Annotated in this window: 31 protein-coding genes; 10 read left to right on the top strand and 21 right to left on the bottom strand. The window is 67.6% G+C overall.

Annotation, left to right across the window (positions count from 1 at the left end; all coding sequences use genetic code 11):
* Positions 1-96: 96 nt before the first annotated feature.
* From groES to GBA63_RS05375, 4 genes are all read right to left on the bottom strand, one after another.
* Positions 97-366, bottom strand: coding sequence for a co-chaperone GroES (groES, locus tag GBA63_RS05390; RefSeq protein ID WP_166174164.1), 270 nt, complete (start codon positions 364-366; stop codon positions 97-99).
* A 138-nt stretch (positions 367-504) separates the two neighbouring features.
* Positions 505-816, bottom strand: coding sequence for a thioredoxin (trxA, locus tag GBA63_RS05385; protein WP_166174162.1), 312 nt, complete (start codon positions 814-816; stop codon positions 505-507).
* 221 nt (positions 817-1,037) lie between these two features.
* Positions 1,038-1,994 carry a 1-phosphofructokinase family hexose kinase gene (locus GBA63_RS05380; RefSeq protein WP_166174160.1) on the bottom strand — a complete coding sequence of 319 codons (957 nt, stop codon included), beginning with the start codon at positions 1,992-1,994 and terminating at the stop codon, positions 1,038-1,040.
* Between the two features lie 29 nt (positions 1,995-2,023).
* Positions 2,024-3,187, bottom strand: coding sequence for a D-alanyl-D-alanine carboxypeptidase family protein (locus GBA63_RS05375; protein ID WP_166174158.1), 1,164 nt, complete (start codon positions 3,185-3,187; stop codon positions 2,024-2,026).
* Between the two features lie 102 nt (positions 3,188-3,289).
* On the opposite strand from GBA63_RS05375, the gene GBA63_RS05370 reads away from it, so the two are divergent.
* A complete protein-coding gene (locus tag GBA63_RS05370) occupies positions 3,290-3,841 on the top strand; it encodes a TlpA family protein disulfide reductase (protein WP_166174156.1) in 552 nt (183 codons plus the stop codon).
* A 419-nt stretch (positions 3,842-4,260) separates the two neighbouring features.
* On the opposite strand, the gene pyrF is transcribed toward GBA63_RS05370, so the two are convergent.
* The 7 genes from pyrF to GBA63_RS05335 all read right to left on the bottom strand — a co-directional run bounded on the left by pyrF (position 4,261) and on the right by GBA63_RS05335 (position 8,361).
* Positions 4,261-5,100: an orotidine-5'-phosphate decarboxylase gene (gene pyrF, locus GBA63_RS05365; RefSeq protein WP_166174154.1), complete on the bottom strand. Its 840-nt coding sequence runs from the start codon at positions 5,098-5,100 to the stop codon at positions 4,261-4,263.
* Positions 5,101-5,179: 79 nt separating this feature from the next.
* On the bottom strand, positions 5,180-5,452 hold the full coding sequence (locus GBA63_RS05360; protein WP_166174152.1) for an HU family DNA-binding protein: 273 nt from the start codon (positions 5,450-5,452) through the stop codon (positions 5,180-5,182).
* A gap of 81 nt (positions 5,453-5,533) precedes the next feature.
* The gene (gene pyrE / locus GBA63_RS05355) at positions 5,534-6,067 is read right to left on the bottom strand and encodes an orotate phosphoribosyltransferase (protein ID WP_166174150.1); all 534 of its coding nucleotides are present in this window, start codon (positions 6,065-6,067) and stop codon (positions 5,534-5,536) included.
* Positions 6,051-6,347, bottom strand: coding sequence for a hypothetical protein (locus GBA63_RS05350; RefSeq protein ID WP_166174148.1), 297 nt, complete (start codon positions 6,345-6,347; stop codon positions 6,051-6,053). The genes pyrE and GBA63_RS05350 overlap by 17 nt, the downstream gene beginning before the upstream one ends.
* 10 nt (positions 6,348-6,357) lie before the next feature.
* A complete protein-coding gene (locus tag GBA63_RS05345; protein ID WP_166174146.1) occupies positions 6,358-6,606 on the bottom strand; it encodes a hypothetical protein in 249 nt (82 codons plus the stop codon).
* Between the two features lie 2 nt (positions 6,607-6,608).
* A complete protein-coding gene (locus GBA63_RS05340) occupies positions 6,609-6,869 on the bottom strand; it encodes a metal-sensitive transcriptional regulator (protein ID WP_166174144.1) in 261 nt (86 codons plus the stop codon).
* Between the two features lie 7 nt (positions 6,870-6,876).
* Positions 6,877-8,361, bottom strand: a complete 1,485-nt coding sequence (locus tag GBA63_RS05335) for a UDP-N-acetylmuramoyl-L-alanyl-D-glutamate--2,6-diaminopimelate ligase (RefSeq protein WP_207957085.1) — start codon at positions 8,359-8,361, stop codon at positions 6,877-6,879.
* Between the two features lie 248 nt (positions 8,362-8,609).
* Between GBA63_RS05335 and GBA63_RS05330 the strand changes: the two genes are divergently transcribed.
* Together GBA63_RS05330 and GBA63_RS05325 are read left to right on the top strand one after the other, a co-directional pair.
* Complete coding sequence (locus GBA63_RS05330) at positions 8,610-9,713, top strand: sigma-70 family RNA polymerase sigma factor (protein ID WP_166174142.1); 1,104 nt, start codon at positions 8,610-8,612, stop codon at positions 9,711-9,713.
* A gap of 138 nt (positions 9,714-9,851) precedes the next feature.
* Positions 9,852-10,745: an inositol monophosphatase family protein gene (locus tag GBA63_RS05325; protein WP_166174140.1), complete on the top strand. Its 894-nt coding sequence runs from the start codon at positions 9,852-9,854 to the stop codon at positions 10,743-10,745.
* Here GBA63_RS05325 and GBA63_RS05320 read toward each other — a convergent pair.
* A complete protein-coding gene (locus GBA63_RS05320) occupies positions 10,676-12,979 on the bottom strand; it encodes a transglycosylase domain-containing protein (protein ID WP_166174138.1) in 2,304 nt (767 codons plus the stop codon). The genes GBA63_RS05325 and GBA63_RS05320 overlap by 70 nt on opposite strands.
* Before the next feature lie 50 nt (positions 12,980-13,029).
* On the opposite strand from GBA63_RS05320, the gene GBA63_RS05315 reads away from it, so the two are divergent.
* Entirely contained in the window at positions 13,030-14,172 is a 1,143-nt protein-coding gene (locus tag GBA63_RS05315; RefSeq protein ID WP_166179840.1) for an aminotransferase class V-fold PLP-dependent enzyme, read from the top strand.
* Between the two features lie 8 nt (positions 14,173-14,180).
* On the opposite strand, the gene GBA63_RS05310 is transcribed toward GBA63_RS05315, so the two are convergent.
* Together GBA63_RS05310 and surE are read right to left on the bottom strand one after the other, a co-directional pair.
* Positions 14,181-14,834 (bottom strand): HAD-IA family hydrolase, encoded by a 654-nt coding sequence (locus GBA63_RS05310; RefSeq protein ID WP_166174136.1) that lies wholly within the window; start codon positions 14,832-14,834, stop codon positions 14,181-14,183.
* Positions 14,834-15,652: a 5'/3'-nucleotidase SurE gene (gene surE, locus GBA63_RS05305; protein ID WP_166174134.1), complete on the bottom strand. Its 819-nt coding sequence runs from the start codon at positions 15,650-15,652 to the stop codon at positions 14,834-14,836. The genes GBA63_RS05310 and surE overlap by 1 nt, the downstream gene beginning before the upstream one ends.
* A gap of 183 nt (positions 15,653-15,835) precedes the next feature.
* On the opposite strand from surE, the gene GBA63_RS05300 reads away from it, so the two are divergent.
* From GBA63_RS05300 to nthA, 4 genes are read left to right on the top strand one after another with little or no spacing between them, the layout of a single operon-like run.
* Positions 15,836-16,822 carry a glucosyl-3-phosphoglycerate synthase gene (locus tag GBA63_RS05300; protein ID WP_166174132.1) on the top strand — a complete coding sequence of 329 codons (987 nt, stop codon included), beginning with the start codon at positions 15,836-15,838 and terminating at the stop codon, positions 16,820-16,822.
* 7 nt (positions 16,823-16,829) lie between these two features.
* Positions 16,830-17,129: an SH3-like domain-containing protein gene (locus GBA63_RS24150; RefSeq protein WP_166174130.1), complete on the top strand. Its 300-nt coding sequence runs from the start codon at positions 16,830-16,832 to the stop codon at positions 17,127-17,129.
* Positions 17,126-17,419 (top strand): SH3-like domain-containing protein, encoded by a 294-nt coding sequence (locus tag GBA63_RS24145; RefSeq protein WP_207957084.1) that lies wholly within the window; start codon positions 17,126-17,128, stop codon positions 17,417-17,419. The genes GBA63_RS24150 and GBA63_RS24145 overlap by 4 nt, the downstream gene beginning before the upstream one ends.
* Complete coding sequence (gene nthA / locus GBA63_RS05285) at positions 17,416-18,039, top strand: nitrile hydratase subunit alpha (protein WP_166174128.1); 624 nt, start codon at positions 17,416-17,418, stop codon at positions 18,037-18,039. The genes GBA63_RS24145 and nthA overlap by 4 nt, the downstream gene beginning before the upstream one ends.
* A gap of 39 nt (positions 18,040-18,078) precedes the next feature.
* Here nthA and GBA63_RS05280 read toward each other — a convergent pair whose 3' ends face one another.
* The 3 genes from GBA63_RS05280 to GBA63_RS05270 form a co-directional block, all read right to left on the bottom strand.
* Positions 18,079-19,392 carry a hemolysin family protein gene (locus GBA63_RS05280; RefSeq protein WP_228282323.1) on the bottom strand — a complete coding sequence of 438 codons (1,314 nt, stop codon included), beginning with the start codon at positions 19,390-19,392 and terminating at the stop codon, positions 18,079-18,081.
* A 233-nt stretch (positions 19,393-19,625) separates the two neighbouring features.
* Positions 19,626-19,787 (bottom strand): YqaE/Pmp3 family membrane protein, encoded by a 162-nt coding sequence (locus tag GBA63_RS05275; protein WP_166174126.1) that lies wholly within the window; start codon positions 19,785-19,787, stop codon positions 19,626-19,628.
* Positions 19,788-19,807: 20 nt separating this feature from the next.
* Positions 19,808-20,137 carry an STAS domain-containing protein gene (locus tag GBA63_RS05270; protein WP_166174124.1) on the bottom strand — a complete coding sequence of 110 codons (330 nt, stop codon included), beginning with the start codon at positions 20,135-20,137 and terminating at the stop codon, positions 19,808-19,810.
* 149 nt (positions 20,138-20,286) lie between these two features.
* Between GBA63_RS05270 and GBA63_RS05265 the strand changes: the two genes are divergently transcribed.
* Positions 20,287-21,063 carry a TerC family protein gene (locus GBA63_RS05265; RefSeq protein WP_166174122.1) on the top strand — a complete coding sequence of 259 codons (777 nt, stop codon included), beginning with the start codon at positions 20,287-20,289 and terminating at the stop codon, positions 21,061-21,063.
* Here the strand turns inward: GBA63_RS05265 and GBA63_RS05260 are convergent.
* Entirely contained in the window at positions 21,060-22,463 is a 1,404-nt protein-coding gene (locus GBA63_RS05260) for a sensor histidine kinase (protein WP_166174120.1), read from the bottom strand. The genes GBA63_RS05265 and GBA63_RS05260 overlap by 4 nt on opposite strands.
* Before the next feature lies 1 nt (position 22,464).
* Positions 22,465-23,145 (bottom strand): response regulator transcription factor, encoded by a 681-nt coding sequence (locus GBA63_RS05255; protein ID WP_166174118.1) that lies wholly within the window; start codon positions 23,143-23,145, stop codon positions 22,465-22,467.
* 196 nt (positions 23,146-23,341) lie between these two features.
* On the opposite strand from GBA63_RS05255, the gene GBA63_RS05250 reads away from it, so the two are divergent.
* Complete coding sequence (locus GBA63_RS05250) at positions 23,342-23,950, top strand: zinc metallopeptidase (protein WP_266096304.1); 609 nt, start codon at positions 23,342-23,344, stop codon at positions 23,948-23,950.
* Between the two features lie 204 nt (positions 23,951-24,154).
* On the opposite strand, the gene GBA63_RS05245 is transcribed toward GBA63_RS05250, so the two are convergent.
* Positions 24,155-24,922, bottom strand: a complete 768-nt coding sequence (locus GBA63_RS05245) for a DedA family protein (RefSeq protein ID WP_166174114.1) — start codon at positions 24,920-24,922, stop codon at positions 24,155-24,157.
* 36 nt (positions 24,923-24,958) lie between these two features.
* Positions 24,959-25,159, bottom strand: a complete 201-nt coding sequence (locus tag GBA63_RS05240; RefSeq protein WP_166174112.1) for a DUF2795 domain-containing protein — start codon at positions 25,157-25,159, stop codon at positions 24,959-24,961.
* Positions 25,160-25,235: the final 76 nt, after the last annotated feature.

Raw genomic sequence — 25,235 nt, 5'->3', positions numbered from 1 at the left:
CGTCTCGAAGACCGGGTTTCGAAGTGCGTCTAAAGCCGGGGCGCCGGGCGTCCTCTCGGAACCCGGCGCCCCTGTTACCGATGCTCTTCGGTTGGGCTAGTTCTCGACGATGCCGAGGATGTCGTCGGCGTCGAGGATCATGTAGTCGTCGCCTTCGAGGCTGATCTCGGTGCCGGAGTACTTGGCGAACACTATGACGTCGCCCTCGCTGACCTTTACCCCGTCCTCGAACTGGCCCACCGCCACGACCTCGGCGGTCTGCGGCTTCTCCTTGGCCGTGTCGGGCAGAACGATGCCCGAGGCCGTGGTCTCTTCGCGCTCCACGATGCGGACGAGAGCCCGCTCACCTAGTGGCTTGAACTTCATCTTTCGTACCTCCTCGCTCTCTGTGAACTACGCCCGCGAGACGCCCGGCTCGGCCGGGGCCCGCGGGTCTCACGCGCCAGGAATTCTAACCGTGAAGGCCCCTCCTGGCAATTGCTGGGCCCACCGGAAGGCCCGTTCCTACAGGCCGAGCCGGGCCGAGAGCTGGGGCTTGGGCAGGGCGCCCACGGCCTGCTCCTTGACCTCCCCGCCCTCGAAGCGGGCGATGGTAGGTATGCTGGAGATACTGTAGCTCATCGCCGTCTGCGGGTTGTCGTCCACGTTCAGCTTTACGAACTGCACGTCGTCGCGCTCCTCGCTCATCTCCTCGAGTATCGGGGAGATCCTCTTGCAAGGCCCGCACCACGGCGCCCAGAAATCTACTATGACCGGCCTCTCGGACCGCAGGACGTCGCTCTCGAAAGAGGCGTCCGTAACCTCTGAAACCGCCATGATCCCATACCTCCGTCTCGTGTAAGGTGGCTTTCGACCCCGCCATTTTAGCAGCTATCTGGTAGCGGTCAGCTTTCAGCCGCCAGCTGTCAGCCGGGGCCGTGAAGACGCAACTTCGAGGCAGAAAACCCCGCGAAGACCGGCCGAAAACCCCGCATCTTGGCTTGGGTGAACAGAAACCTTCTCACCAGCACAAGAAGCTGAAAGCTGACCGCTGACAGCTAAAAGCTCTCTTGAAGACTGCGGTCGAGTACTTCCACCTGGACGGAGTCGGCGAGCTCTTCTGCGCGGCGGGCCTCGAAGTGGCCTGCGCCCAGGGTTTCGGCGTTGGCGGCGGCGCAGCCGGCGGCGAGGCGGACGGCTTCGACGGGCGGGAGATCCCGGTGCAGGAGGCCCGCGAGCAGGCCGGCGAGGTAGGCGTCGCCGCTGCCTATGTTCGAGACGGCCTCTATCCGGGGCGCCAGGGCCGAGACGATGCCGCCTTCGGTAGACAGGTAGGAGCGGCCCTCGGGGGAGGTGATGCACGCGTCGGCGGCGCCCATCTCGACGAGCCTGGAGAGGCCCAGGGGGAAGTCCGACTCCTCGATGAAATCGAAGCCGGCGACGCTCTCGGCCTCGTTCTGGTTGGGGCTGACGAGCGAGGGGTCGGCCTTGAGCGCGGCCCGGAGCGTCGATGGCGGGGAGTCGACCACAGTGTAGAGGCCGCGCTCGCGCGAGCGGCGCACGAGGCCGACGAGGAAGCTCTCCTCCATGTTCGGCGGGACGCTGCCGGCGAAGACGACGGCAGTTGCGTACTCCATCAGATGCTCGAGGCGGCGGGAGAACTCCCTCGCCTCGGCGGGGCTGACGGAGGGTCCGTACTCGTTGATCTCGGTCTGCGCGCCGGACATGGGATCGACGATGGCCGTCGAGGTCCTGGAATGGCCCTCTATCTCTACGAGGTCGAAGGGTATGGCGGCCTCCGAAAGCCCGTCCCGGATCGCGTCCCCGTTGCGCCCGCCGGCGAACCCGGCGGCGAGCACAGGCACGCCCAGGGTGCGCAACGAACGGGCGACGTTTATGCCTTTTCCGCCGGCGAGCGTGACGCTTTCGGGCGCGCGGTGGCGGTGGCCTAGAGTCAGGCTCGGTACGACCAGCGTGCGGGCGACGGCGGCGTTTAGGGTGACGGTCAGGATCATGCCTTCTCCTCTTCCCCTACTGTTTCCCTCTACGCGAAAACCCCTTCGACGGTATACCACACCCGCTCCCACAGCGAGGCCTCCTCGTACCCCCTCCGGGCCACGAGCGGGCTCTCCCCAACCCTCTCCCCGTCGACCTTGACGACGACCTCCCCGAGCCTCGTCCCGGGACGGGCCGAAGGGGGCAAATCTTTGGTCACCGTGATCTCCCGCTCCACCCTCGGGCTGGCGTCCACGAGACCCTCCACGCTCTCGGCCGCGACGAGTTCTATTCGCTCGTCCCTGCGGTATGGCACGTCGGACCCCGCGTACTTCTTTCCCCCGACGACGAGGTCCGTCCGGTCGTAGGCGGCGAAGGCGTGCTCGAAGGCCCGGACGGAGGCCCCGAACCTGTCCTCGCCGGCGTCGAGGATCACGAAGGCGTACGCCTCGTCCCCGCTCGCGGCGGAGGAGACCAGGCTCTCGCCCGCGGCCGGCGTGGTCCCCGTCTTGACGCCCGTGGCGGGCGAGTACGCGAAGAGCAGCTCGTTGGTGTTGGTCAAGGGTATCTCCCGGTAGGGCGTGGCGATGGTCGCGTATTGGGTCGAGACCATCTCCCTGAAGGCGGGGTTCTGCATCGCCACCCGCGTCATCTTCGCGAGGTCCCCGGCGCTCGTGTGGTGGCCGCGGGCGTCGAAACCCACCGGGTTCTCGAAGCTGGTCTCCCGCAGGCCCATCTCTTCGGCCTTCTCGTTCATCATGCCGACGAAGCTCTCGACGCTGCCGTCTCCGATGTGTTCGGCCAGGGCGTATGCGGCGTCGTCGCCGGAGGAGATCATGGAGGCCATCAGCAGCTCCCGCGCGCTCAACACGTCGCCCGGCGCGAGGCCGACGTTGCTGTAGGCGGGGACGGCGAAGGCGGCGGCCTCCTCCGAGACCGTCACCTCCTCGTCCAGATCCGCCTCGAGGGCGACGAGGGCCGCCATGATCTTGGTGGTAGAGGCCATCGGAACCTCTTTTGAGGCGTTATTCCCCGCCAGGTACTCGCCGCTCTCGAGGTCGGTCACGGCCCAGGCCCCGGCCGACACCTCGAGCGCCGGCACTTCCCTCGCCGCGTCGTCCTGGGCCCACGCGCCGCCCGCCGTCCACGGGAGGACGAAGAGAGCGAGCGCGGCGGTGAGGGCCGCGCGCCGGATGTCTATGGGTTTCGGCACGGGAGTACAGAGGCTACGACGATTCGGGCCGCACGACAAGGGAGACCCGAGCATATACAATTCTCGTGTCGTGCGTTCCCTATTTTATGGTCCGGACTCCTCGTGAAGCGGCTGGCCCTCGTGGCCCTGCTGGTGCTCACCCTTTCCCTTTTCTATCGCTCCTTTGGCGGCGCGGAGACGGGGACCGGCAACCTGACGCTCGCGGCGCCCGAGCCGAACGTGGGCTCGACGGCCAAGAGCTTTACGGCCAGGGACGTGGAAGGAAGCCGGTTCGAGCTCTCCGACAAAGGCGTCTACGTGCTCGCCTTCTGGAGCCCGCTCAACCAGAACTCGAACAGGGCCCGCCCCGGTTTCCTCGAGGTCGCCCGCGAGTACGGCGACGAAGCCTCCTTCGCCGTCGTCTACGTCAACGGCGCCAGGGAGGACGTGGACGCCCCATACGACCGCCTCTACGACCCGACCGGAAGGCTCGCCTCCCTCTACAACGTCAAGCGCGTGCCCAGGCTCTTCGTGGTGCGGGACGGCGTCATCTGGTGGGTGCTCGGGGAAGACCAGCACGGCGAAGGCTACGAAGACGCCCTCAAGACAAAGATCGAAGCAGCCCTCGAAGAGAAAGACGGGGAAGGCGGCCAGACGGCCCTCCGAAACGACTAGCTACCCGAAAGGACCGCACATGACCAGAGAGACGGTGGTTCAACTAATAGGCGCGGTGGTCGCGCTGGCGACGGTGCTCGTGACCGTAGTCTCCGTAGCACACCTGTTCTAGCGGGCCGCGGAGCGGCCCGCAGCACGCTCGCTTCGCGAGCTTTCAGCCCGGCGCTTCGCGCCTCGTCAGCACGTCCCCTCCGGGGACTTTCGGCTCGCCGCTTCGCGGCTTTCGGCAAGTCGTCTGTGGACGCTACGCTCCGCGACACCTCGACCGCCGCGCGATGCGCGGCCATGTCGGGCCTTGCGCGGCGAAAGCTGAAAGCGGAGGCGAAGCCGGAGCGTGCTGAGAGCGGAGCCCGGAGGGCGGAGCCCGGAGGGCGGAGCCCGGAGGGCGGAGCGGGCTGAAAGCCGGCGAAGCCGGCGTGCTAACAACGTACGCCGGCGTGGCGGAGGTCGTCGCGGGCCTGGCGGGCCGCTTCGCTGGCGGCGTGGCGGTAGTCCGTTGATGTCTTTTCGTGGGCGTAGAGGATGGCTCGGCTGCTGTTGACGAGGACACCGGCGCCACGGGCGTCGAGCAGGGGAACTACTTCGGGGGCGCCCCCGCCCTGGGCACCGTAGCCGGGGGTGAGAAAGAGCGCGTCGGGGAGGAGCTCGCGCACGCGGCGGCCGATGGAGGGGCGGGTCGCGCCGACGACGGCCCCGCAATCGAGGTAGTCGCCGTCCCTCTGGCCGAGGTTCGCGACCAGGCGGGCGGCGACTTCGTGGAGTGGCGGGTCGGTCGCCTGTTGGATCTCCCCTGACGAGGGGTTGGAGGTGGCGACGAGGGCGAAGACGCCCCCGCCCGCGTCCCGGCGGCGCGCTTCTTCGAGGAAGGGGAGGACGGCGTCCGAGCCCATGTACGGGTTCACGGTTACGCACGTGGCGCCGTAGAGGCGTAGGTGGGCCTCGGCGTAAGCGGCGGCGACGGGGCCGATGTCCCCGCGTTTGGCGTCCGAGATCACGGGCAGGCCGAGGTCTCTGGCGGCCGAGACGAGAGCCGCGTAGACCTTCATCCCCTCGGGGCCCAGACGCTCGAAGAACGCGACCTGGGGCTTTACGGCCGCGGCGTAGGGCTCGACGGCCTCGAGGATGCCCAGGCAGAACTCCAGCGTGGCCTGTGCCTCCGCCAGATCCCGAAGCTCCCCCGGGAAGCGCAGGGGCGCGGGGTCAAGGCCCACCACGAGCGGGCTCTCCTTGCGCCTGGCTGCTTGGGCGAGCGCCCTCAAGCCGATCCGCCGGGGCTCAGGGCATGCAAAAGGGCCGCCGGGCGGGTTGCCCGGCGGCCCTCGGCTGGTTCGCGTTCGGTTACTTTATGTGGTCTTTGAGGGCGTTGCCCGCCGTGAACTTCGGGACCTTCGAGGCCGGGATGTTTATGCGCTGCTTCGTCTGGGGGTTGATGCCCTGGCGGGCGTCGCGCTCCTGGACATAGAACTTGCCGAAGCCGGTGATCTGGATCTGGTTGCCCGCCTTGAGCTCGGACTGGACCACCTCTTGGAAGGCCTCGAAAAACTTCTGGGCGTCGCTCTTCGAGGCGTTCGCCTCGTCGGCGATCTTCTCGATCAGCTGCGTCTTGTTCATCTTTCGGTCTGCCTCCGTTTTCTGCCTGCACTGCCTTCCCCAAAACTATCCGGGGGACTATACCAGAGGCCTTTTGTGGCCTCAATCCCCTTTTCCTACCCGCAGTTCATCTATCTTAAGCAGGCTCTGAAAGGAAAATCCGCCCAGCTTTGGGCCGGGCTCCTCCCGGCGGTCGAGCACGGCCACGACCTCGACCACGTCCACGCCGAGCGCGTCGAGCACCCCGGCCGCCTTGACGGCCTGGGTTCCGGTCGAGACCACGTCCTCCAGCAGGACCACCTTCTCGCCGGCTTCTATCACGCCCTCGACGGCCTCTCCCGCGGACGCGCCGTACTCCTTGGCGGCCTTGCGAACGATCACGTACGGCAGCCCCGTCCGCAGCGCCGTCGCCACCACGAGCGGTACCGCCCCGAGCTCGACCCCTGCGAGCCGGTCCACGCCGGGCGGAAGCCTCTCGGCGAGCGCCGCGGCGATGTCGCGCAACAGGGCGGGCTCGGTCGAGAAGAGGTACTTGTCGACGTAGAAGGAGCTGCGCTTGCCGCTCGAGAGGACGAAGTCGCCTTCGAGGAGGGCCGCTTCGCGCACCCTGGACGCAAGGTCAGGGGCGGGGCCCACCGGGGCTCCTCTCCCTGCGCTCCAGGTCTTCGAGCGCCTCGTCGAACGGACCAAAGTCAACGCCGGAGAGCAGCGAGTCGGCCTCGCGCGATTCCTCGCCCGCCGCCTCGACCCGGGCCTCTATGCGGGCGTTGATCTCACCCAGAAGCTCCACGGCGCCTGCCAGGGTGTCGGCCAGCTCCTCGTCGGGCACGTCGCCCAGAGTGCCCGCGATCTTTTCGAGCTCGCGGACCTTGCCTTCGAGCTCCTCCATCTCCCGGCTCTTGCGCTGCTCTTCCATTGGCCGGGGACTATACACCATCGTCATTTCGGGATCGCCCCTGACGGGAATCGTCCGACGACCTTGACGCCGCCCTTCCGAGGACGACGCCAAGCCCTGCTATGAGCAGCATCGAGACCGCGAACGGCACGAGCGCCCACACGACGAGGCCGAAACCCGCCCGCTGGAGCAGCACGGCGGCGACGAGCGCCAGACCGACGATCACGGGGACGACGGCCACAAAGAGGAGGAGCAGGGTCCGGGGGCCGGCGCCTCCCACGCCTACTTCGTCACCCGGTCGATTGCCTTGACGAGGTCTTTGATCATCTCCGCGGAAGCCCCGTCGCGGCCGGCCCGCTCCTCGACGAAGTCCTTGAGAAGCACCGTGTTTATGCGCCGGATGGCCGAAAAAATGGCGCTGGTCTGCTGGACGATGTCGGCGTAGGTGACGTCGCCCTCCTCGACCATCTTCTCGACCCCGCGCACGTGCCCCTCCACGCTCCGCAGCCTCCGCACGACTTCGCTCCTCGTCCCTTCCTGCAAGTCTCCCCTACCTCCCGTTTGGCCCCATCTCCGCCAGCAACTCCTCGACGACCTTGGCGTCGTGGAACGGCACGTCCCCCCAGGGGAGGTGCTGCACCGTCTCGTGCCCCTTGCCCGCCACCACAACGACGTCCCCCGGACGGGCGGCCAGGAGCGCGCGCCGGATCGCGGCCCGCCGGTCCAACTCGACTTCGGTCCGCGAAGGGTCGGCCCCGGCCGCGACCTCCCCGGCTATCTTACCGGGGTCCTCGGTGTACGCGTCGTCCGTGGTTACGATGCCCCGGTCCGCGAAGAGCGAAGCCACCCTCCCCATCGCAGGCCGCTTGGCCCCGTCCCGGTCGCCTGCGGCCCCGTAGACGCAGATGACGCTTCCTTCGGACACGCCCCGGGCCACCCGCAACACGGCCTCCAGCCCGACGTCGGTGTGGGCGTAGTCCACGATCACCTCGAACCCACGCTCCCCAGCGGCCACTACCCGCTCGAACCGGCCCGGCACCTGACCCATCCCACGCACGGCCGTCGCGACGGCCCCGGACTCCACGCCCGTGGCGAGCGCGAGCCCGGCGGCCCCCGCCACGTTGAGCACGTTGTACGGCCCGAGCAACGGGCTTTCGAGGTCGAGTATTCCTTCGGGGTACCGCAGGGAGAAACGGGTCCCCCCGGCGGCCGTTTCGACCCCTTCGACCCGGTAGTCCGCCCCCGCCGTCCCGCCGAAGGTCAGCACGCCATCGACCTCGGAGGCGAGCCTGCGGCCCCACGCGTCCTCCGCGTTGGCGAGCTTCGGCCCCTCCGTCCAGAGGAAGAGCTCGCGCTTGGCCGCGAAGTACTCCTCCATGGAGCCGTGCAGGTCGAGGTGGTCTCGGGTCAGGTTCGTGAAGAGCGCGCCGGCAAAGCGCGTGCCCGTTACCCGCCTGAGCGCGACGCCGTGGGAGGAGACCTCCATCACCACCCGTCCGACGCCTGCCCGTAGCATCTCGGCGAGCGTCCCCTGCACCTCCGTCGCCTCCGGCGTCGTCCGAACCGAAGGCCTCCGCTCCCCGGCCACGATGGTCTCGGCCGTGCTCATCAGGCCGCACGTCCCCCCGCCGCACGCCCCGGCCAGGACGGAGTGGAGCACGTACGACGTGGTCGTCTTGCCGTTGGTTCCCGTAACGCCGTAGACCTCCAGCTTCGAGGAGGGGTCCCCGAAGACCTCGCGGGCGAGGGCCGCCAGGGCACCCCTGGCGTCAGGGACGACGGCCGTCGGAGCGCCGGGCACGGGGCGTTCGGCCACGATGAGAGAGGCGCCCCTGCCGAGCGCATCGGCGGCGAACGCCGTTCCGTCGCGTTTGAAGCCGGGGATCGCCACGAAAGCGAAGCCCGGTTCTACGGCGCGGGAATCGTGGGTCACGCCACAGACGGAATCGACCCTTTGGGGGACCTCGACCCCGAGGGTCCGCGCGAGGTTTGGACGGTCCAGGATCACGCCGGATAGTGTAGCAAGAGCGTCCACGCCAACGCTCCCCGACCAGAATCCGCCGAAAAAAGATCGAAACAGCCCCGAAACATTGTCGAAACATCACCCGTGTTGTATACAAGCGGGCGAGAGGTAATAGAAAACACACGAAATAGGCGAAAATTCCAGTGACTCTCAATATGTGGTGTGCTACCCTACGCGGGTTAATTTTCACGGGCAGTTAACAAAAGTGCCTCCGACGTTGAGAAGAGCTGCGTAGTAAGACCGGCTACGAGAGGAGATCAATGGCGGCCGAGAACTCCATGATGCTGGCTGAGAAGACGGACGAGCTTCTGAACAGGGGACGAAGTCAGGGGTTTCTCAGCACGGAGGAGGTCTCGGGTCTCGTTCAGGAGGGTGAGCTCTCCGCGACCGAGGTCGAGGAATTCTACGCGGCGCTGGAGGAGGAGGACATAACCCTCGTCTCGAGTGAGGTCGCGGAGGCGGCCAAGAACGGGGGCAAGTCGGCCGCCGCGGCGCAGTTGGCCGAGGCGCCCGCGGCCCAGATCGCCCACGCCGTCGCCACCGGCGACTCCATCAGGATGTACCTGGCCGAGATCGGGCGCGTCGCACTCCTCACCCACGCCGACGAGATACGCCTCGCCAACGGCATCGCCAGGGGCTGCAAGAGGAGCAAGGACAGGCTCGTCGAGGCCAACCTGAGGCTCGTCGTCTCGATCGCCAAGAAGTACAGGAACAGGGGCGTTTCGTTCCTCGACCTCATCCAGGAGGGCAACCTCGGTCTCATCCGGGCCGCCGAGAAGTTCGACCCGTCGAAGGGCTTCAAGTTCTCGACGTACGCGACGTGGTGGATCCGCCAGGCCATAACCCGCGCCATCGCGGACAAGGGGCGCACGATCCGCATCCCGGTCCACATGGTCGAGAAGGTCAACAAGTACCACCGCACGCACCGGCGCATGGTGCAGGGCCTCGGCCGCGAGCCCTCGGAAGAGGAGATAGCGGCTGAGCTCGGCGTCTTCGTCGAGGAGATACAGCGGCTGCAGGAGATCAGCCAGAGGAGCATAAGCCTCGCCACCCCGGTCGGCGACGACGACTCCTCGGAGCTCGGCGACTTCCTCGAAGACGCGGGTTCGGTCACCCCGACGGACGCGGTCTCCGAATCGCTTCTGAAGGCGCACCTGCGCGAGGCGCTCGACGAGTTGCCCGAGCGGGAGCGTCAGATCATAGAGCTCCGCTTTGGGATGAAGGACGACAGGCCGCGCACGCTGGAGGAGGTCGGCCGCGAGTTCGACATCACGCGCGAGCGGGTGCGCCAGATCCAGATGAAGACCCTGAACCTGCTGCGCGAGCAGCGCCGCACCCAGAACCTGCGCGAGTACCTGCGGTAGGCGGTTCGCTTCGCGAACCGCGCTGTCAGCCCTTAGCTATCGGCTTTCGGCTTTTTTGGAGCCCCGCCCCGGAGACGCTTTCGGGGCGGGGCTTTCGTTTTCGGGAACCGGGGCGCGAAGCCGGGTAGACTCTTTCGTATGAGCGATTCTAGAGAAGTGCACGAGTTTGCCTGCGACATTGCCCGGCGGGCGGGGGAGTTGCAGCTCTCCCGCGCGGAGAACGTCGGGGAGATAGTGGAGAAGGCCCCAAAGGACGTCGTTACCGAGGTGGATCTCCTCTGCGAGAGGCTGATGGTGGAGGCTATTCGCGAGCGTTACCCGGAGGATTCCATACTCTCGGAGGAGCAGAGCGGCGAGATCTCCGACACGGGTAGAACGTGGCTGCTCGATCCCGTAGACGGCACGGCCAACTATACGAAGGCCAACCCGATGTACTGCGCCTGCGTGGCCGTTCTGGAGAACGGGCGGGTAACCCACGCCGCCGTGGCCGCCCCCCGTATCGGGGACCTCTACCACGCCCGCCTCGGGGGCGGGGCCTTCAGGGAGACGGGCGGGCGGACCATCCCCCTGCGCGTCAGCGAGACGAAGAGCCTGGAGTACGCGGTCGTGGGCGCCGACCTCTCGCTGCGCGGTTGGGGCAAGGCTCAAGAACCGGGCCTGCAAAAAGTCCTCTTCGACTCCTGGCAGCTACGCGCTCTGGAAGCGCCGGCATCAGGGGGCCTGGCTCGCCGCCGGCTACCTCGACGTCTCCGTCGGCACCCGCAACACGGCCTGGGACTACGCTCCCACGGTCCTCCTCGTCTCCGAGGCCGGGGCCGGGCCACCGACCTCGACGGCTCCCCTGGACCGCGGACTCCAGGGCCTCATCGCCACCAACGGCGTCGTCCACGACGAGGTCTTGAGGGCACTGGAGGGGTAGACGCACCGGGCAATGTACTCGACGCCCCGTGTGGAACCACAGGTTACTGCTCGGGATCTGCCGCCGGCGACGCGGAGGCCGGGGCAGGCGAGGCCGGCCGCTGTTCCGGTTGACCCGCAGCCGGGACCGAAGAATCCCCTGCGGCCTGGCCCGCGGCACCGGGTTGCCGTCGGGGCGTCCGGGGTCGCGTCTCAGGTCGTGCGGGATCTTCGGAGAACGGGAGCCCGTTTTCCTGGCCGAAGATATCTGGCTCGGCGTTGGTGGCGGAGGTTTCGTCCGCGGGATCTTCGGTGGGATCTTCCGCCGGCTCCTCGTCCTCTTCCGGGGGGTCGGGCGGTGGCGGGGGTTTGACGTAGGCCTGTTCGTCCGTCTTGACTTCGAGGGCGAGGTCGGGGCTCGGCGTGTCGAACTCCTGGACGGGGAACTTCTGGGCCGCGTTCTGCATGTAGAGGGACCAGATGTCCAGCGGGTAGTTTTCGCCGTTGATCTCCTCGAGGCCGTTTATACCGACCATCGGGCGCCGCTCGTTCGGGTAGCCGACCCAGACGCTCGTCGAGAGCTGCGGGATGTAGCCGACGAACCACGCGTCTATGAACTCGTTGCTCGTACCCGTCTTGCCCGCGGCGGGACGCCCTATCTCGGCGTCGAGGTCGTGGTAGTAGCTGGCCGTTCCCCGCTCGACCACGCCGCGCAAAGACTCGGTCACGACGGCCGCCTCGTCGCGGCTCAAAGCCTCCTCCCCTACCAGGCGGTGCTCCTCGACCGTCTCCTCCTCGCCGTTCTCCTCGCGCGTGACCTTCTGGACCAGGTACGGCTCCATGTGGGTGCCGGCGTTGGCGAAGGTCGAGTAGGCGGAGGCCATCTCGAGCGGCGTCACCCCGATCCTGAGCCCCCCGATGGCGGTCGACGGGTAGGCGTCGATCTCGCTCTCGATACCTAGCTCGTGGGCCATGTCGACGACCCTCTGCAGGCCGAGGTCGAGGGCGAGCTGCACGAAGACGGTGTTGTCCGAGTCGGCCATCGCCTTGTCTAAAGTGATCGGCCCGCGCTCGATGAAGTCGTAGTTGTCGACAACGTAGGGTGCCTCGTCCTCCATCGGCACTTCGAGATGCTCGGAGACGTACATGGTCTCGGGCGAGAGCCCCTGGTCGACCGCCTCGGCGTAGACGAAGGGCTTGAAGGCGCTGCCGGACTGGCGGTGTGCCTCCGTCGCCAGGTTGAACTTGACCTGCCTGAAGTCCGAACCGCCGACCATCGCCCTCACGGCGCCAGTCCCCGGGTCCACCGAGACGAGAGAGGCCGAAGGGTCGCCGACCGAGGGGTCGACCACGGAATCCACCGCGTCGTCTGCCATCTGTTGCAGCTCGGGGTCGAGGGTGGTGTAGATCTTCAACCCTCCCTCGTAGACCGCGTCGTCCCCGTACTCTCTGGCGAGTTCCTTGCGCACGGCATTCAGGAAGTACTCGTTGTCGTTCTCGTACTCCACGCGTCCCCGGCTGAGTTGCAGGTCCGTTTCAACGGCCTCGTCGTGCTCTTTTTGGGTTATGTGGCCGTACTCGAGCATCCGGTCGAGGACGACGTCGCGCCGTTTCTTGGAGGTCTCGGGGTCGGCGAAGGGGTCGTAGACGCCGGGGAGGTTGATGATGCCGGCCAGGAGGGCCGACTCCGGGAGCGTGAGGTCGGCGGCCTTCTTGTTGAAGTAGGTCTTGGCCGCCGCCTCGGCCCCGTAGGCGTTGGCGCCGAAGTAGACGGTGTTCAGGTACTGCTCCAGGATCTCCTCTTTGGAGTGCTCTTTTTCGTACTGCCAGGCGAGCGAGCCTTCCACGAATTTTCTCTGGAAAGACGGGATGTAGCGTTGCTCCTGGGCGATGTAGGTGTTCTTGATGAGCTGTTGGGTGATCGTGGACCCGCCCTCCTGGATGGAGAGGTTCTTGACGTTCTCGACGGCGGCGCGGCCTATCGCCTCGAAGTCCAATCCCCTGTGCTCCTCGAAGCGGTGGTCCTCTATGGCGACGACGGCGTCCCTCAGGGTGGGGTCGACCTTGTCGAGGCCGACGACGAAGCGGTTTTGCACGCCGTAGAGCTGCTCGACGACCTCGCCGTTGGCGTCGTAGACGGTCGAGGTCTGGGCGAGCTCCGTCGAGCGGTAGCTGTCGAGCTCGGGCATCTCCTCGGCGAAGGCCCTGTAGGTGTTGGCGGCGCTGACGAAGAGGACGACCGTACCGAGGATCGTCGCCGCGCAGAGGAGCAGGAAGACGTTCCTTAGCCTCTGAAGAATTCTGCTGCCGCCCCGCCTGCGCCCCCGGCGCCGGCGGCGGCCGACCCTGGCCAGATCTCCGCTCTGCATGAAGCCGCTATTATACAAAACGGCCGTTCGGACCAGAGAAAGGACCCCCCATCACCGCAATACACCTCCCCAGAGAAGACTTCCCGGCCCTCGCGGACAACGACTTCGCCTACCTGAACTCCGGCGCCAGCGGCCCGCCTCCCCGAAGCGTCATCGACGCCATGCGCGGGGCCGACGACCTCTGCTCCGGCCCGGCCTACCTCGAAGGCGCCGGCCTCTTCGCCCGCCAGGCCGACGCGAACACCCGCGCTCGCGAGGCCGCCGCCAGCCTCGTAAACGCGGGCCCGAACGACGTCGCCCTCACCCAGAACACGACCCACGGCATGAACCTCGGCGTCGCCGCCATCGACTGGCGGGAGGGCGACGAGGTAGTTTCGACCGCCACCGAGCACCCCGGCTGCCTCATGCCGCTACACGCCGCCGCCCGCCGCTTCGGCGTAAAGGTCCACCTCGCTGAACCGCCCGTTACGGCCGAGAAGGTCGAGGCCGCCCTGACCCCGCAAACGCGCCTCATAGCGCTCTCCCACGTGGACTGGACAAACGGAGAGGTGCTACCGCTGGAGGAGATCTGCGCCCTGGCCCGCGACCGCGGCATCCTCACCCTCGTAGACGGCGCCCAGTCCGTCGGGAACATCCCCGTGGACGTCCCCGCCACGGGCGCTGACATGTACGCCTTCACGGGCCACAAGTGGGTGCTCGGCCCCGAGGGCATGGGCGCGTTCTACGTAAGACCGAACCTCCCCGTCCACAGCCCCAACGTCGGCTACCTCTCGCTCCCGAGCCCGTACGACTTCGACAAGGCGGGCGATTACGACCTTCGTCCCGACGCCAGGCGCTTCGAGGCCTCGACCATGAGCGCCGCGCTCGCGGGCGGCTTCGCGGAGGCGGCGCGGGGCGTCCGGGAGCGCGGAGAAGCGGGATTCGGGGAGATCCGTCGCAAGGCGGACCTCCTGATGGACCTTCTCTCCGGGCTACCGCGTGTCACCCTGCGCTCGCCGAGGCCGGCGCACAGCGGTCTCGTCAGCTTCGAGATCGGGGGCGTGGAGGCCAAGGAGGCCGCCGAACGCCTGCTTCGCCAACGTTTCGTCCTGCGCTACGTCCCGGCCCGCGTCCCGTACGTCCGGGCCAGCACGCACCTCTTCAACACGGGGGAAGAGTTGGAAGGGTTGGCGAGGGCCGTGGGAGCGCTCTAGCCGGCGTTTTAGAGCTCGCCGCCCAGGAGCACGTCCACCGCAGAGTCGATGTCGGGTACGAGGTGGTCGGGTTCGGCCTGGCGCAAGGTGTCCTCGGAGAAGGCGCCCCAGCTCACGGCGACGCTGCGGAGGCCCGCGGCCCTGGCCGCCTGCACGTCGAACGGGGAGTCTCCGACGTAGACGGCGTTCTCTTTCGGAACGTCTCCGACGAGCTCCAGGCCCCTCAGGAGGGGCTCGGGGTTTGGTTTGTGCTCCGTCGTGTCCTCCAGGGTAACGAAGCGGTCGACCACGAGGTCGAGGCTCGGGAGCGCCTCCAGGGCCATTTCGACGGAGCGGCGGCGTTTGGAGGTTACGACGGCGACCTTTACGCCCGCGTCGCGGAGGCGCTGGAGAGACTCGGCTATGCCGGGGAACTCGCGGATCAGGTCGTCGTGGTTTTCTTCGTGGTGGGCGCGGTAGGACTCGAGGAGGAGCTCGGCCTTCTCGGCGTCCAGGATCTCCATCTGGCGCGGGAGGGGCTGGCCGACGTTGGCGAGAAGCTCCTCGCGGGGGATGTCGTCGCGGCCGAGGACCGAGGTCGTGGCGTGGCGCATCGACTGGAAGATCATCTCCGTCGTGTCCACGAGCGTGCCGTCGAAATCGAAGAGGGCGGCGGTGAGCACTAGCCGAGGGTGCCGTTCAGCAGGGAACCCACGTCCCAGGTGCCGATCTCTTCCAGGCCCGCGTCGTCCGTGAGCTCCAGGTGGACCGGCGTTACGCTGATCTCACCGTCCGCTATGGCCGCGAAGTCGGTGCCGTTCTCCTCGTGGTAGCCCGGCGGGTTGTTGTAGATGTCGTACCCGACCCTGCCCTCCTCGTCTTTTACCTCGACGAGCTCGTCCTTGTACATCCTGCGCCCGAGCCTGGTAACCCGCGCGCCTTTCAGGTCCTCGCGGGTCTTGTTCGGGGCGTTGACGTTGAGGATGCGCCCTTCGGGCAATCCCTCAAGGGCCACCTTCGCCAGCCGGGCGACGAACTCGGCTGCCGCCTCGAAGTGGAGGTTTCCGTTCATGGGGCCGAGCTCCTCGGCGCTCTCGTGCCAGGGGCGGTCTATGCTCAAAGAGACCGCGATGCCGGGAACGCCTATTACTATGCCCTCCATGGCGCCCGCGACGGTGCCCGAATAGGTTATGTCGTCGCCGAGGTTCTCGCCGTGGTTGATCCCGGCGACGACGATGTCGGGCTCGAAGTCCATGAGGCCCAGGGCCACGAGGCGCACGCAGTCCACGGGGGTGCCTGAGCAGGCGTAGCCCTTCACGCCGTCGGCCATCCGGCGCTCCTCGACGTGCAGGGGACGGCCGAAGGAGATGCTGCGCCCGACGCCGCTGCGGTTCTGGTCGGGGGCGACGGTCAGGACGTCGGCGACCTTCTCCAAGGCCTGGCGGGCCGCCAGGAGGCCCGGGGCGTCTATTCCGTCGTCGTTGGTCAAGACTATTCGCACGTGGGTTGGGTCTCTCGATCGGCTCGCCTGCAACGTCTCCCCAAAACGGGCATGGATTCTATCATCCCGGCGCCGGGGCACAGAAGTCCGCGCCACCGTCCCAGCAAGTATTGGACAAACGGCACATAGTGCGATAGCGTACCGGGGCTGTGATGGAGATGCTACGAGAGGGGCGTGTGACACATGGACGCCAGAGATTGGTTCAAGCATAGGTCATATGACTTCCGCCAGTTCTCCGACCTGGAGAAGATGGGCCACCTGAAGCGGGAGCGCGGCCTGACCGTGAGCGCGGTCTTACCCTCCCGAAACGTCGCCGACACGATAGGCGGCATCATCGATGAGATCCACGCGGTAAACCGCCGCACGAACGGGAACCCGCTGGTCGACCAGATCCTGGTCGTCGACGCCGACTCCCCGGACGGCACGGCTGACGTCGCCGCCGACCGGGGCGCCGAGGTCTTCTCCGAGAACGAGCTGATGCGCGAGCACGGCGGCGCCCACGGCAAGGGCGACGCGATGTGGCGCTCCCTCTCCGTGGCCCGCGGCGACCTCGTGATGTACATGGACACGGACACGAAGGACTTCGAGCCCCAGCTCGTCTACGGCGTCCTCGGCCCCATCCTGGAGGACCCGACGGTTCGCTACGTCAAGGCGGCCTACAGGCGCCCGTTCAAGAGCCAGGAGGCGCTCCAGGTCGACGGCGGCGGCAGGGTGACCGAGCTCTCGACCAAGCCGCTCTTCAACCTGTTCTACCCAGAGCTTACGGGCTTCGTGCAGCCGCTCGCCGGCGAGTTCGTGGCGGACAGGGAGCTCTTCCGCTCCATCCCGTTTTTGACCGGCTACGCCGTGGAGACGGGCATCATGATCGACGCCTACAAGAAGGTGGGCCTCGACGCGATGGCCCAGGTCGACCTCGGCACCCGCCAGAACCGCCACCAGCCCCTCCGCGACCTCTCGCGCATGTCCTACGCGGTCCTGCGCGCGGTGGCCCGGCGCATGAGGCAGGAAGGACGCCTGAACCAGACGAGCGACCCGGACGCCCCCGTCTCCCCCTTCCAGTTCAGCGACTACCTCCACGCCGTCGCGACCCCGGACGGCCTCCAGCTCCAGGAGTACGTCGAGGAACTCGTCGAGCGCCCGCCCATCGAGGAAGTCCTCAGGGTCAGGTAGGAAGGCCGTGTCTGGCCCCCACGACATGGGCGGCGAGCCGGCCGGGCCCGTGGGCAAGGAGGTCCGCGAGCCCGAGGACTGGGAGCGTATAGCGGACGCCATAAACGCGGCGCTCGGCAAGAAGGGCCTGCAGACCACGGACGAGCACCGCCGCGCCATAGAGTCGCTCCCCAACTACCGCGACCTCGCCTACTACGAGCGCTGGGCCTCGGCCACGGAGAAGCTCCTCGTCGAAAAGGGAATCCTCGCGAAGGTCGAGATAGACGAGAAGGCCGCCGAGATCCACCACCGCTGGGACGGCGCGTGACGGCCCGCTTCGCACCCGGCGACCCCGTCAGGGTGCGGCCAGGCGCCAAGCCGGGCCACGTCCGCACGCCGGACTACCTGAAAGGGAAAGACGGGAAGATCGAGCGCGTCCTCGGCGCCTTCCCAAACCCCGAAGACCTCGCCTACGGACTCTCGGGAGAGCCGGAACGGGTCCTCTACAAGGTCGGATTTTCCCAGGGCGAGCTCTGGCCGGACTATGGGGGGCCGGCGGAAGACCCGCTCTACGCGGACGTCTACGAGCACTGGCTGGAGCCTGGAGGAGGCAAATGAGCCACGGTCACCACCACGAGACGAGTTCGGGAAGCGCCAGAAGCCCGCTCGCCGCGCGGGTCCGGGCGATGGAGGCGTTGCTCGTCGAGAAGGGCGTCGTCACGGAGGCCGAGATCCAGGACAACATCAGGTACATGGACTCCCGCTCCCCCGCCAACGGCGCGCGCCTCGTCGCCCACGCCTGGACCGACGAAGGCTTCAAGGCCCGCCTCCTCTCCGACGGTAAGGCGGCCGCCATCGAGTTCGGCATAGACGCGGTCGCGTCGCCGGAACTCGTGGTCGTTGAAAACACGCCGGAGGTTCACAACCTCATAGTCTGCACCCTCTGCTCCTGCTACCCCCGCAACGTGCTCGGCCGGCCGCCGGACTGGTACAAGAGCTTCGAGTACCGTTCCCGCGCCGTCCGCGAACCCCGCGCCGTCATGCGCGAGTTCGGCTTCGAGCCGCCCGGGGAGACCCGGGTCGCGGTCCACGACAGCACCGCCGACGTCCGCTACATGGTGCTGCCGATGCGTCCGCCCGGCACGGAAGGCCTGGACGAAGAAGGACTGGCGGATCTCGTCACGCGGGATTGCCTGATCGGGGTGAACGTCCCCCGGACGCCGGCCCTGGCGGGTTGACCGCCCGACTGTAGGGGCCGCCAATAATAGTTGGTGGCTTTAACCCGGGTTCCTCCGCGCGGCCACGCTCACGATGCGGGCCCCGTCCACCTCTTCCACGCGCAGGAGGTGGCCGTCGAGGCGCACCTCGTCGCCGACCGATGGGGCGTGTCCGAGTTGGCCGAAGACAAAGCCGCCCACGGTCTCGAACTCCTCGCTGGCGAGTTCGGAGTCGAGAACCTCGTTGACGACCCCTATCGGGGTGCGGCCGTCCATCCGGTAACCGTCGGCGATCTCGCGGACGAGCGGCTCTTCTTCGTCGAACTCGTCGCGAAGCTCGCCGACTATCTCCTCGACGATGTCTTCGACGGTGACCAGGCCCTCGAAGGAGCCCCACTCATCGATGACGATGGCGACCCGTATCTCCCGCTGCCTCAGGTCCCTGAGCACGTCGCTGACGCGCCTGCTCTCGGGGACCGTCAAGACCTCTCGCACGAGGTCGCGGGCCGTCACCCTCGCCCCCGGCCCTTCCGCCCTCACGGCCCGGAGCACGTCCTTGACGTGGACCATCCCGAGTACCCTGTCCGGCGAGTCATCCTCCTGGACCGGGTAGCGGGTGTGATGGCCCTCCGCTGCGACGGCGAAAAGCTCCTCCAGGCCCATCCCGGCCGGTAGCACGGCGACATCAGGCCTCGGAACCATGATCTCACGCACCGGCGTGTCCTCGAGCTCGAAGATGCCCTCGATCATCTCCTCCTCGTCGTGTTCCAAGACTCCTTGCCGGGTACTCTGGGCGATGAGCTGGCGGATCTCCTGCTCCGAATGCGTCTCGTCGGATTCGGAGGCCGGCGCCACCCCCAGGGCTCCCGTTATGGCGTTGGCGGTCCCGTTGAAGACCACGGTGAAGGGCAGGAGCAGGTAGTAGAAGAACCGCATGAAGGGGGCGACGAACAGCGAGGTCCCCTCGGCCTTCTGGATGGCGAAGGTCTTGGGCGCGAGCTCCCCGAAGACCACGTGCAAGAACGAGGCAATGGAGAGGGCTATCGTGAGGGCTATGGGGTGAAGCAGGGCGTCGGGTACGCCCAGGGTGCCGAGCCACGGCTCTATGAGATCTGCTATGGCAGGCTCGGCGAGGGCGCCGATGCCGAGCGAGCAGATCGTGATGCCCAGCTGGCAGACGGCGAGGTACTGGTCGAGCTTCTGGCGGGCCACCTTGACGAGGCCGGCGGAAGGCTTGCGCTCCGCGACCAGCCGGTCAACCTGCGTCGAGCGTATCCTGACGAAGGCGAACTCGGCGGCCACGAACAGCCCGTTCAGCAGGACCAGGATCAGGGCCGCGGAGATCCTTACGCCAGAAGAGACTACCTCGTCCAAGCCGTACCCCCGGCCGCGTGCGGCCCCTCGTTCCACAGAAACGGACGGACGAGGCCTACCAGCATCACGGCGCCCCTCTTCTCATCCGCTGGGGCCACTTGCCGCCGAACCTGTTTTCGAGCGTTTCCACGGCCCCGTTTGCCCCGTTCAACGGTCCTATTTCCTGCTCGTCGGCGGGGCTGTCCGCTCGATCTTCTTCCGGCATCAAATCCACCTTATCTTCGGGGTCACGCTCAACGCCTCGTGAAGATGATGTAGGCGGCGTGTATCACCCCGGGGACGTAGCCGAGTATCGTGAGCAGGATGTTCAGCCAGAATTGCAGCCCGAACCCGACCTGCAAGAAAACCCCGAGGGGCGGCAGCAGGATCGAGAAGATCAACCTTATTACGTCCATCCTCAACCTCCGTTTTCGGTTTATTTGGTACTGGAGACGCGTCCGCCGGGCAGGCCTTTCGCGCAAGCCCTGAGGCTCCTCTCGGCCTCCCGGGAGGCGTTGCCCAACGTCAGCCGGTCGCCGCGCGGGAAAGAGCGGACCACCAGCTCGCGGGCGCACCGCACGTCGAGGAAGGTGACGCCGGAGAGGTCGATCCTGACGGGATCAGTGGAACCCGCGGGTCCTTCGAGGGCCGCCACCAGGGAACGTAGCTCGAAGAGATCGAACTCCCCGCGCAGCTCGATGGGTGCGCCCGGATGGTCCGGGACGCGGACTTCGGAGCCCGGTATCAAGGCCTCAGCGACCGCCATCTGCTCCTCCAAAACGCTAGTGTGCATCACGGCGTCCATTGTTCCGCAGCACCTTAAGAAGACGGTAAGAGCGTGTAAGTCCGGGGATCATCGGGTAGCATGGCGCGATCGCCCGCCGAAGAAACCCGCAGAGGAAAGGACCCTAGAGCTTGGACGTCTTGTTTAGCCCGGAGAACCTCGTCGCGCTGCTCACGCTGACGCTGCTGGAGATCGTGCTCGGCATCGACAACGTGGTCTTCATCTCGATCCTGGCGGACAAGCTGCCCGAGCACCAGAGGGCCCGCGCCCGGCGCCTGGGGTTGGCCCTGGCCCTGATCACCCGCATCCTGCTGCTCCTCTCCTTGAGCTGGGTCATCCGCCTCACGGAGCCCCTCTTCACCGTGATAGGGCAGGAGATCTCCGGCAGGGACCTCATCCTGATCGGAGGCGGGCTCTTCCTGCTGGGCAAGAGCACCTACGAGATCCACGAGAACCTCGAGGGCGAGGAGGGGCACTCGAGCGCGAAGGCGCGGGCAACCTTCGCCGGGGTGCTCGTCCAGATCCTGCTTTTGGACATCGTCTTCTCGCTCGACTCGGTCATCACGGCCGTCGGCATGGTGGACGAGATCATCGTCATGATCGCCGCCGTCATCATCGCCGTCTTGGTCATGCTGATATCCGCGGAGGCCATCAGCGGCTTCGTGAACCGCCACCCCACCATAAAGATGCTCGCCCTGAGCTTCTTGCTCCTGATCGGCCTCGCCCTGCTCTTGGAGGGCTTCGACCAGCACGTCCCGAAGGGTTACATCTACTTCGCCATGGGCTTCTCGGTCTTCGTCGAGTTCCTGAACATCCGCGTCCGCCGCCGCCGGCAGCGGGCCCAGGAGCGGCCCGTCGAGCTCCGCCACCGCTACGCGCGCGACGACGAGAGCGGGGCTGGCTCTTAGCCCGGTCCGTTTTCGGGGAGGCTCAGGACGAAGGTCGAGCCCTTGCCCGGTCTGCTCGCGGCCTCGACCTCGCCGCCGTGGGCCCTGGCGATCTGACGCGCTATGGAGAGCCCCAGGCCCGTTCCGCCCTCCGAGCGCGCCGGATCGGCCCGGTAGAAGCGCTCGAAGACGCGGGGCAGGTCTTCTTTCGGGATGCCGGCCCCCGTGTCGGAGACCCGCAGCCTTAGCAGGCCGCCCTCCCGCGCGACGCCAACGGTAACGACGCCGCCCTCCGGCGTGTACTTGACCGCGTTGTCGAGCAGGATGTCCGCGGCCCGGCGGATGCGGGCCCCATCGAAGACGGCCCCGACGGGCTCCTTCGGCGGCACGTACTGGACCACCACCTTGCCTCCTGCCGCGGCCCGGGCCGCGCCGACCGCCTCGGCGGCCAGTGCCCCGAGGTCGTTCGGCGCGGGCTCCAGCGGCATCCCCCCTTCGTCGCCGCGGGCCACGACGAGCAAGTCTTCCACGAGAACCCGCATGCGTTCGGACTCCTCCAGGATGGCCTCCACCCCTTCGCGCCCGGCCTCCCGGTTCTCGAGCCCCCAACTCTTGAGCATCCTGGCGTATCCGGCGATGGAAGTGAGGGGCGTGCGGAGTTCGTGGCTGGCGTCCGCGGCGAAGCGCCGCTGGCGGGCGAGCGCCTCCTCCCTCCTGGCGAACGACGCCTCCAGTCGGGCCAGGAGGTCGTTGATGGTGGTGGTCAGGCGGCCCAGCTCGTCGCCGGGGCGGGCCACGGGCAGGCGGCGGCCGAGGTCGCCGGCCCCGATCTGTCGCGCCGACCGCGCGACGGCGTCCACGGGGGCGAGCGCGGCCCGCGCGAGCACGTACGCTCCGACCACCGAGAGCACGAGCGCCACGAGGACGGCCCCGACCAGGAGCAGGGCGAAGGCGTTCAGGGTCTCCGTTACCGACCCGTAGGAACGGCCCACCTCGACCACGCGCGCCGGTCCCTCGGGCGGGTCCACGGGCACGGCGTAGACGTAGTCGGGCGCCTCCTGCGGCGAGTAGTCGGCCTCGCCCCCTACCGGCCCACCCGTCTCGAGCGCCCTGGCCCAGAGGGGGTCTTCAATCCGTATCCGCGGGGAGTTTTTGAGCCAGTCGGGGTCCAGGACCCGGCCCCGGCCGTCGCGCACGATCAGGAACTCGTCGCCGAGCGAGGAACGCTCGGCCTCGTCGGGGGGAAGCTCGCCGCCGGACTCGACAGTCCTGGCGACGGCGAGGGCCCGGCCCCTGACGTCGTCCTCCACGTCCGAGAGGGCGGCGTCGCGCAAGAGCAGGAAAGAGGCGAAGCCCAGGGCCAACAGGATCGCCCCGATGGAGAGGGCGTTGTAGACGGTGAGGCGCCACCTTATCGGCACCTTACGGCTCCCTCAGGGCGTAACCGGCTCCGCGCACGGTCCGGATGAGCCGCCCTTCGCCAGGCATCTCGAGCTTCCGGCGCAGGTAGCCGACGTAGACGTCGACGACCTTCGTCTCGATCCCGATCTCCTGCCCCCAGACCCGCGAGAGCAGGAGGTCCCGCCCGAGCACCCGCCTGGGGTTGCGCGCCATGAACTCGAGAAGCTCGTACTCCCTGGCGGTCAGGTCCTCGACCTCCCTCCCGCCGCGCCTGACCTCCCGGGTCGCCGTGTTCACCTCGAGGTCAGCCACCCTCAATACTTCGTCTCCCTCTGCCCGCCTCAGGAGGGCCCTTATCCTCGCCAGGAGCTCCCCCGTGTCGAACGGCTTCGTGAGGTAGTCGTCCGCGCCGGCGTCGAGGCTGTGGATCTTGTCGGCCGGCGTGTCCCTGGCCGTGAGCATGATCACCGGCACCCGATCCCCCCGCCGGCGCAGGCTCCTCAACACCCCGACGCCGTCCACGCCGGGCAGCATGATGTCGAGCACGACCACGGACGGACCGAAAGATTCCGCGGCTTCGAGCCCCGACGGGCCGTCGTGGGCGCACATCACGCTCATGCCCCTGTGCTCCAACTCCAGCTGGACGAGGCGGGCTATGGGGCGGTCGTCTTCGACGATCAAAACTCGCGTTCCCGGTCTCATCTCACCTCCCTGGAGCCTGACGGGATTCTATCCCGCGCCGACGGGGACGCCTCGCTTACCCCCCTCTTACCGTCGCGGGTCATCATGTGGGGCGGAAACCGAAGAAAATCGTGAATACACGAAGGAGGGCTACGGTGTTCGGTTACGTTCTGGTGATGGTTCTGGGCATGCTCGTCTCGGGGCGGCGGCGTTGTGGGTGAAGAGCTCCTACTCAAGATACTCCAAGAAGGCGAGCGCCAGCGGCATGACGGGGGCCGAGGTGGCGCGCCAGATCCTGGACCGCAACAACCTGTCCGGCGTGCGCGTCGAGCCGGTGCCGGGGACGCTGACCGACCACTACGACCCGCGCTCGAAGACGGTGCGGCTCTCGGAGGGCAACTTCGGGCGGAACTCCGTGGCGGCCGTGAGCGTCGCGGCCCACGAATGCGGCCACGCCATCCAGGACGCGGGCGGCTACCTGCCGATGAAGCTCCGCTCCGGCCTCTTCCCCGTCGTCTCGATCAGCAGCCAGGTCTGGATGCCGCTGTTCTTTCTCGGCATCATCGGGATCGGGGGCGCCTTCTTTATCCAGCTCGCCGCGATACTCTTCCTCGCGGTCTTGGCCTTCCACGTCGTCACGCTGCCCGTGGAGGTCAACGCCTCCACCCGCGCCTACGGCCTCCTTACCCGCTACGGCGTCCTCTCGCAGGCCGAAGCCGGCGGCACGAAGCGGGTCCTCACCGCCGCGGCCTGCACGTACCTCGCCGCCGCCCTGACCTCCCTGCTGACGTTCCTCTACCTGCTCTTCCTGAGCCAGAACGAGTAGCGTAGGTTCGGACGAATGCCGGGTTTCGGGGGAGGAGGCGATCCCGGCGCGGGACGGAGCCGGCACGCGGGGCTGATCGTAAAACCGGAGGAAGGAACCCGTCGATGAGGGAGTTGCTGATCGTGGTCGTCGTCCTGACGGCCGCCGTGGTCTGGGTCTACGTCTCGTTCGCCATGGCGTAGGGCCCGCCCGCGGCGCGAACCCCTACCCTTCCTGCCGCGCGCCGCGGACGATCGTCGCGCCGACGGGCGCGCCCACCAGCGTAAACAGGTACAGCGCGACGGCAAGCGGCGGCTCTGCCAGGGCGCACAGCGCCAGGCTGGCCGGGCTCGCGCCCACGAGGCCCCACCCCAGGCGCCGGCACAGCCGGGGTCGGGAGGCGGACCCGCGGCGGAGCAGGAGGTAGAGGCCCACGACCGCGGCGCCCAGGACGAGGACGACCAGCACCGCGTCCGAGTAGGAGCCGGCGACCTCGCTCACGCGCTCCCAATTGGCGCCTAGCGCCCAGCCGCAGCCGATCAGGAGCGCGTTCCAGGCCGCGGATCCGAGGGTGGTGAGGGCGATGAAACGCCCGAGCGGCATCCTGACGATGCCGGCGGGCACGGAGACGACGCTGCGGGCCAGCGGGACCATCCTCGCCCACAGCACCACGGCGTCGCCGTGCCGGGCGAACCAGCCGTCGGCCCTGTCCAGTAGCTCGGGGGTTACGCGCAGCCAGGCGCCGTAGCGGAGCACCAGCGGGCGTCCGCCGTGGCGGCCCATCGCGTAGAGGGCCAGGGCGCCGAGCACGGACCCCAGGGTGGAGGCAACCACGGCCCCGACGAAGCCGAAGCTCCCCTGGCCGACAAAGAAACCGGCGAGCGGCAGTACCACCTCGGAGGGTATAGGCGGGAACAGGTTCTCGGCGATCAGGACGAGGACCAGACCAAGATACCCGAGCGTCTCCAGAACACCGAGGACCCAATCACTCACGCCCGGCCGCTCCCCTCCTCGAACTCTCCGGCACCATCAGCGCCGCAGACGCTTCAGGACGCCCTGGGGACCGGAAAAGCGCCCCTCGGGCAGGCGCCGGCGAACCTGGTCCACCACAGGGCCGGGCACCCCGTTTCTCTGCAGGCGCTCCGTAAGCTCCCGCTTTTCGATCGGGAACTCGATACCCTCCAGGTAGCGTTCAACGCCCCCGGGCACCATCTTGCGCAAAAAATCCACGAACACGCTTCCTCGCGACGGTTGCAGTACGGGCCAGATCCTATCGTCGCGCCCAACGGCTGTCCAACGCCGCCCG

Origin of the sequence: Rubrobacter tropicus (genome assembly GCF_011492945.1) — a bacterium.
In the GTDB taxonomy this organism is placed as follows: domain Bacteria; phylum Actinomycetota; class Rubrobacteria; order Rubrobacterales; family Rubrobacteraceae; genus Rubrobacter_D; species Rubrobacter_D tropicus.
The sequence above is the reverse complement of the archived record's forward strand: the minus strand, read 5'-3'. Positions and strand labels throughout refer to the sequence as shown.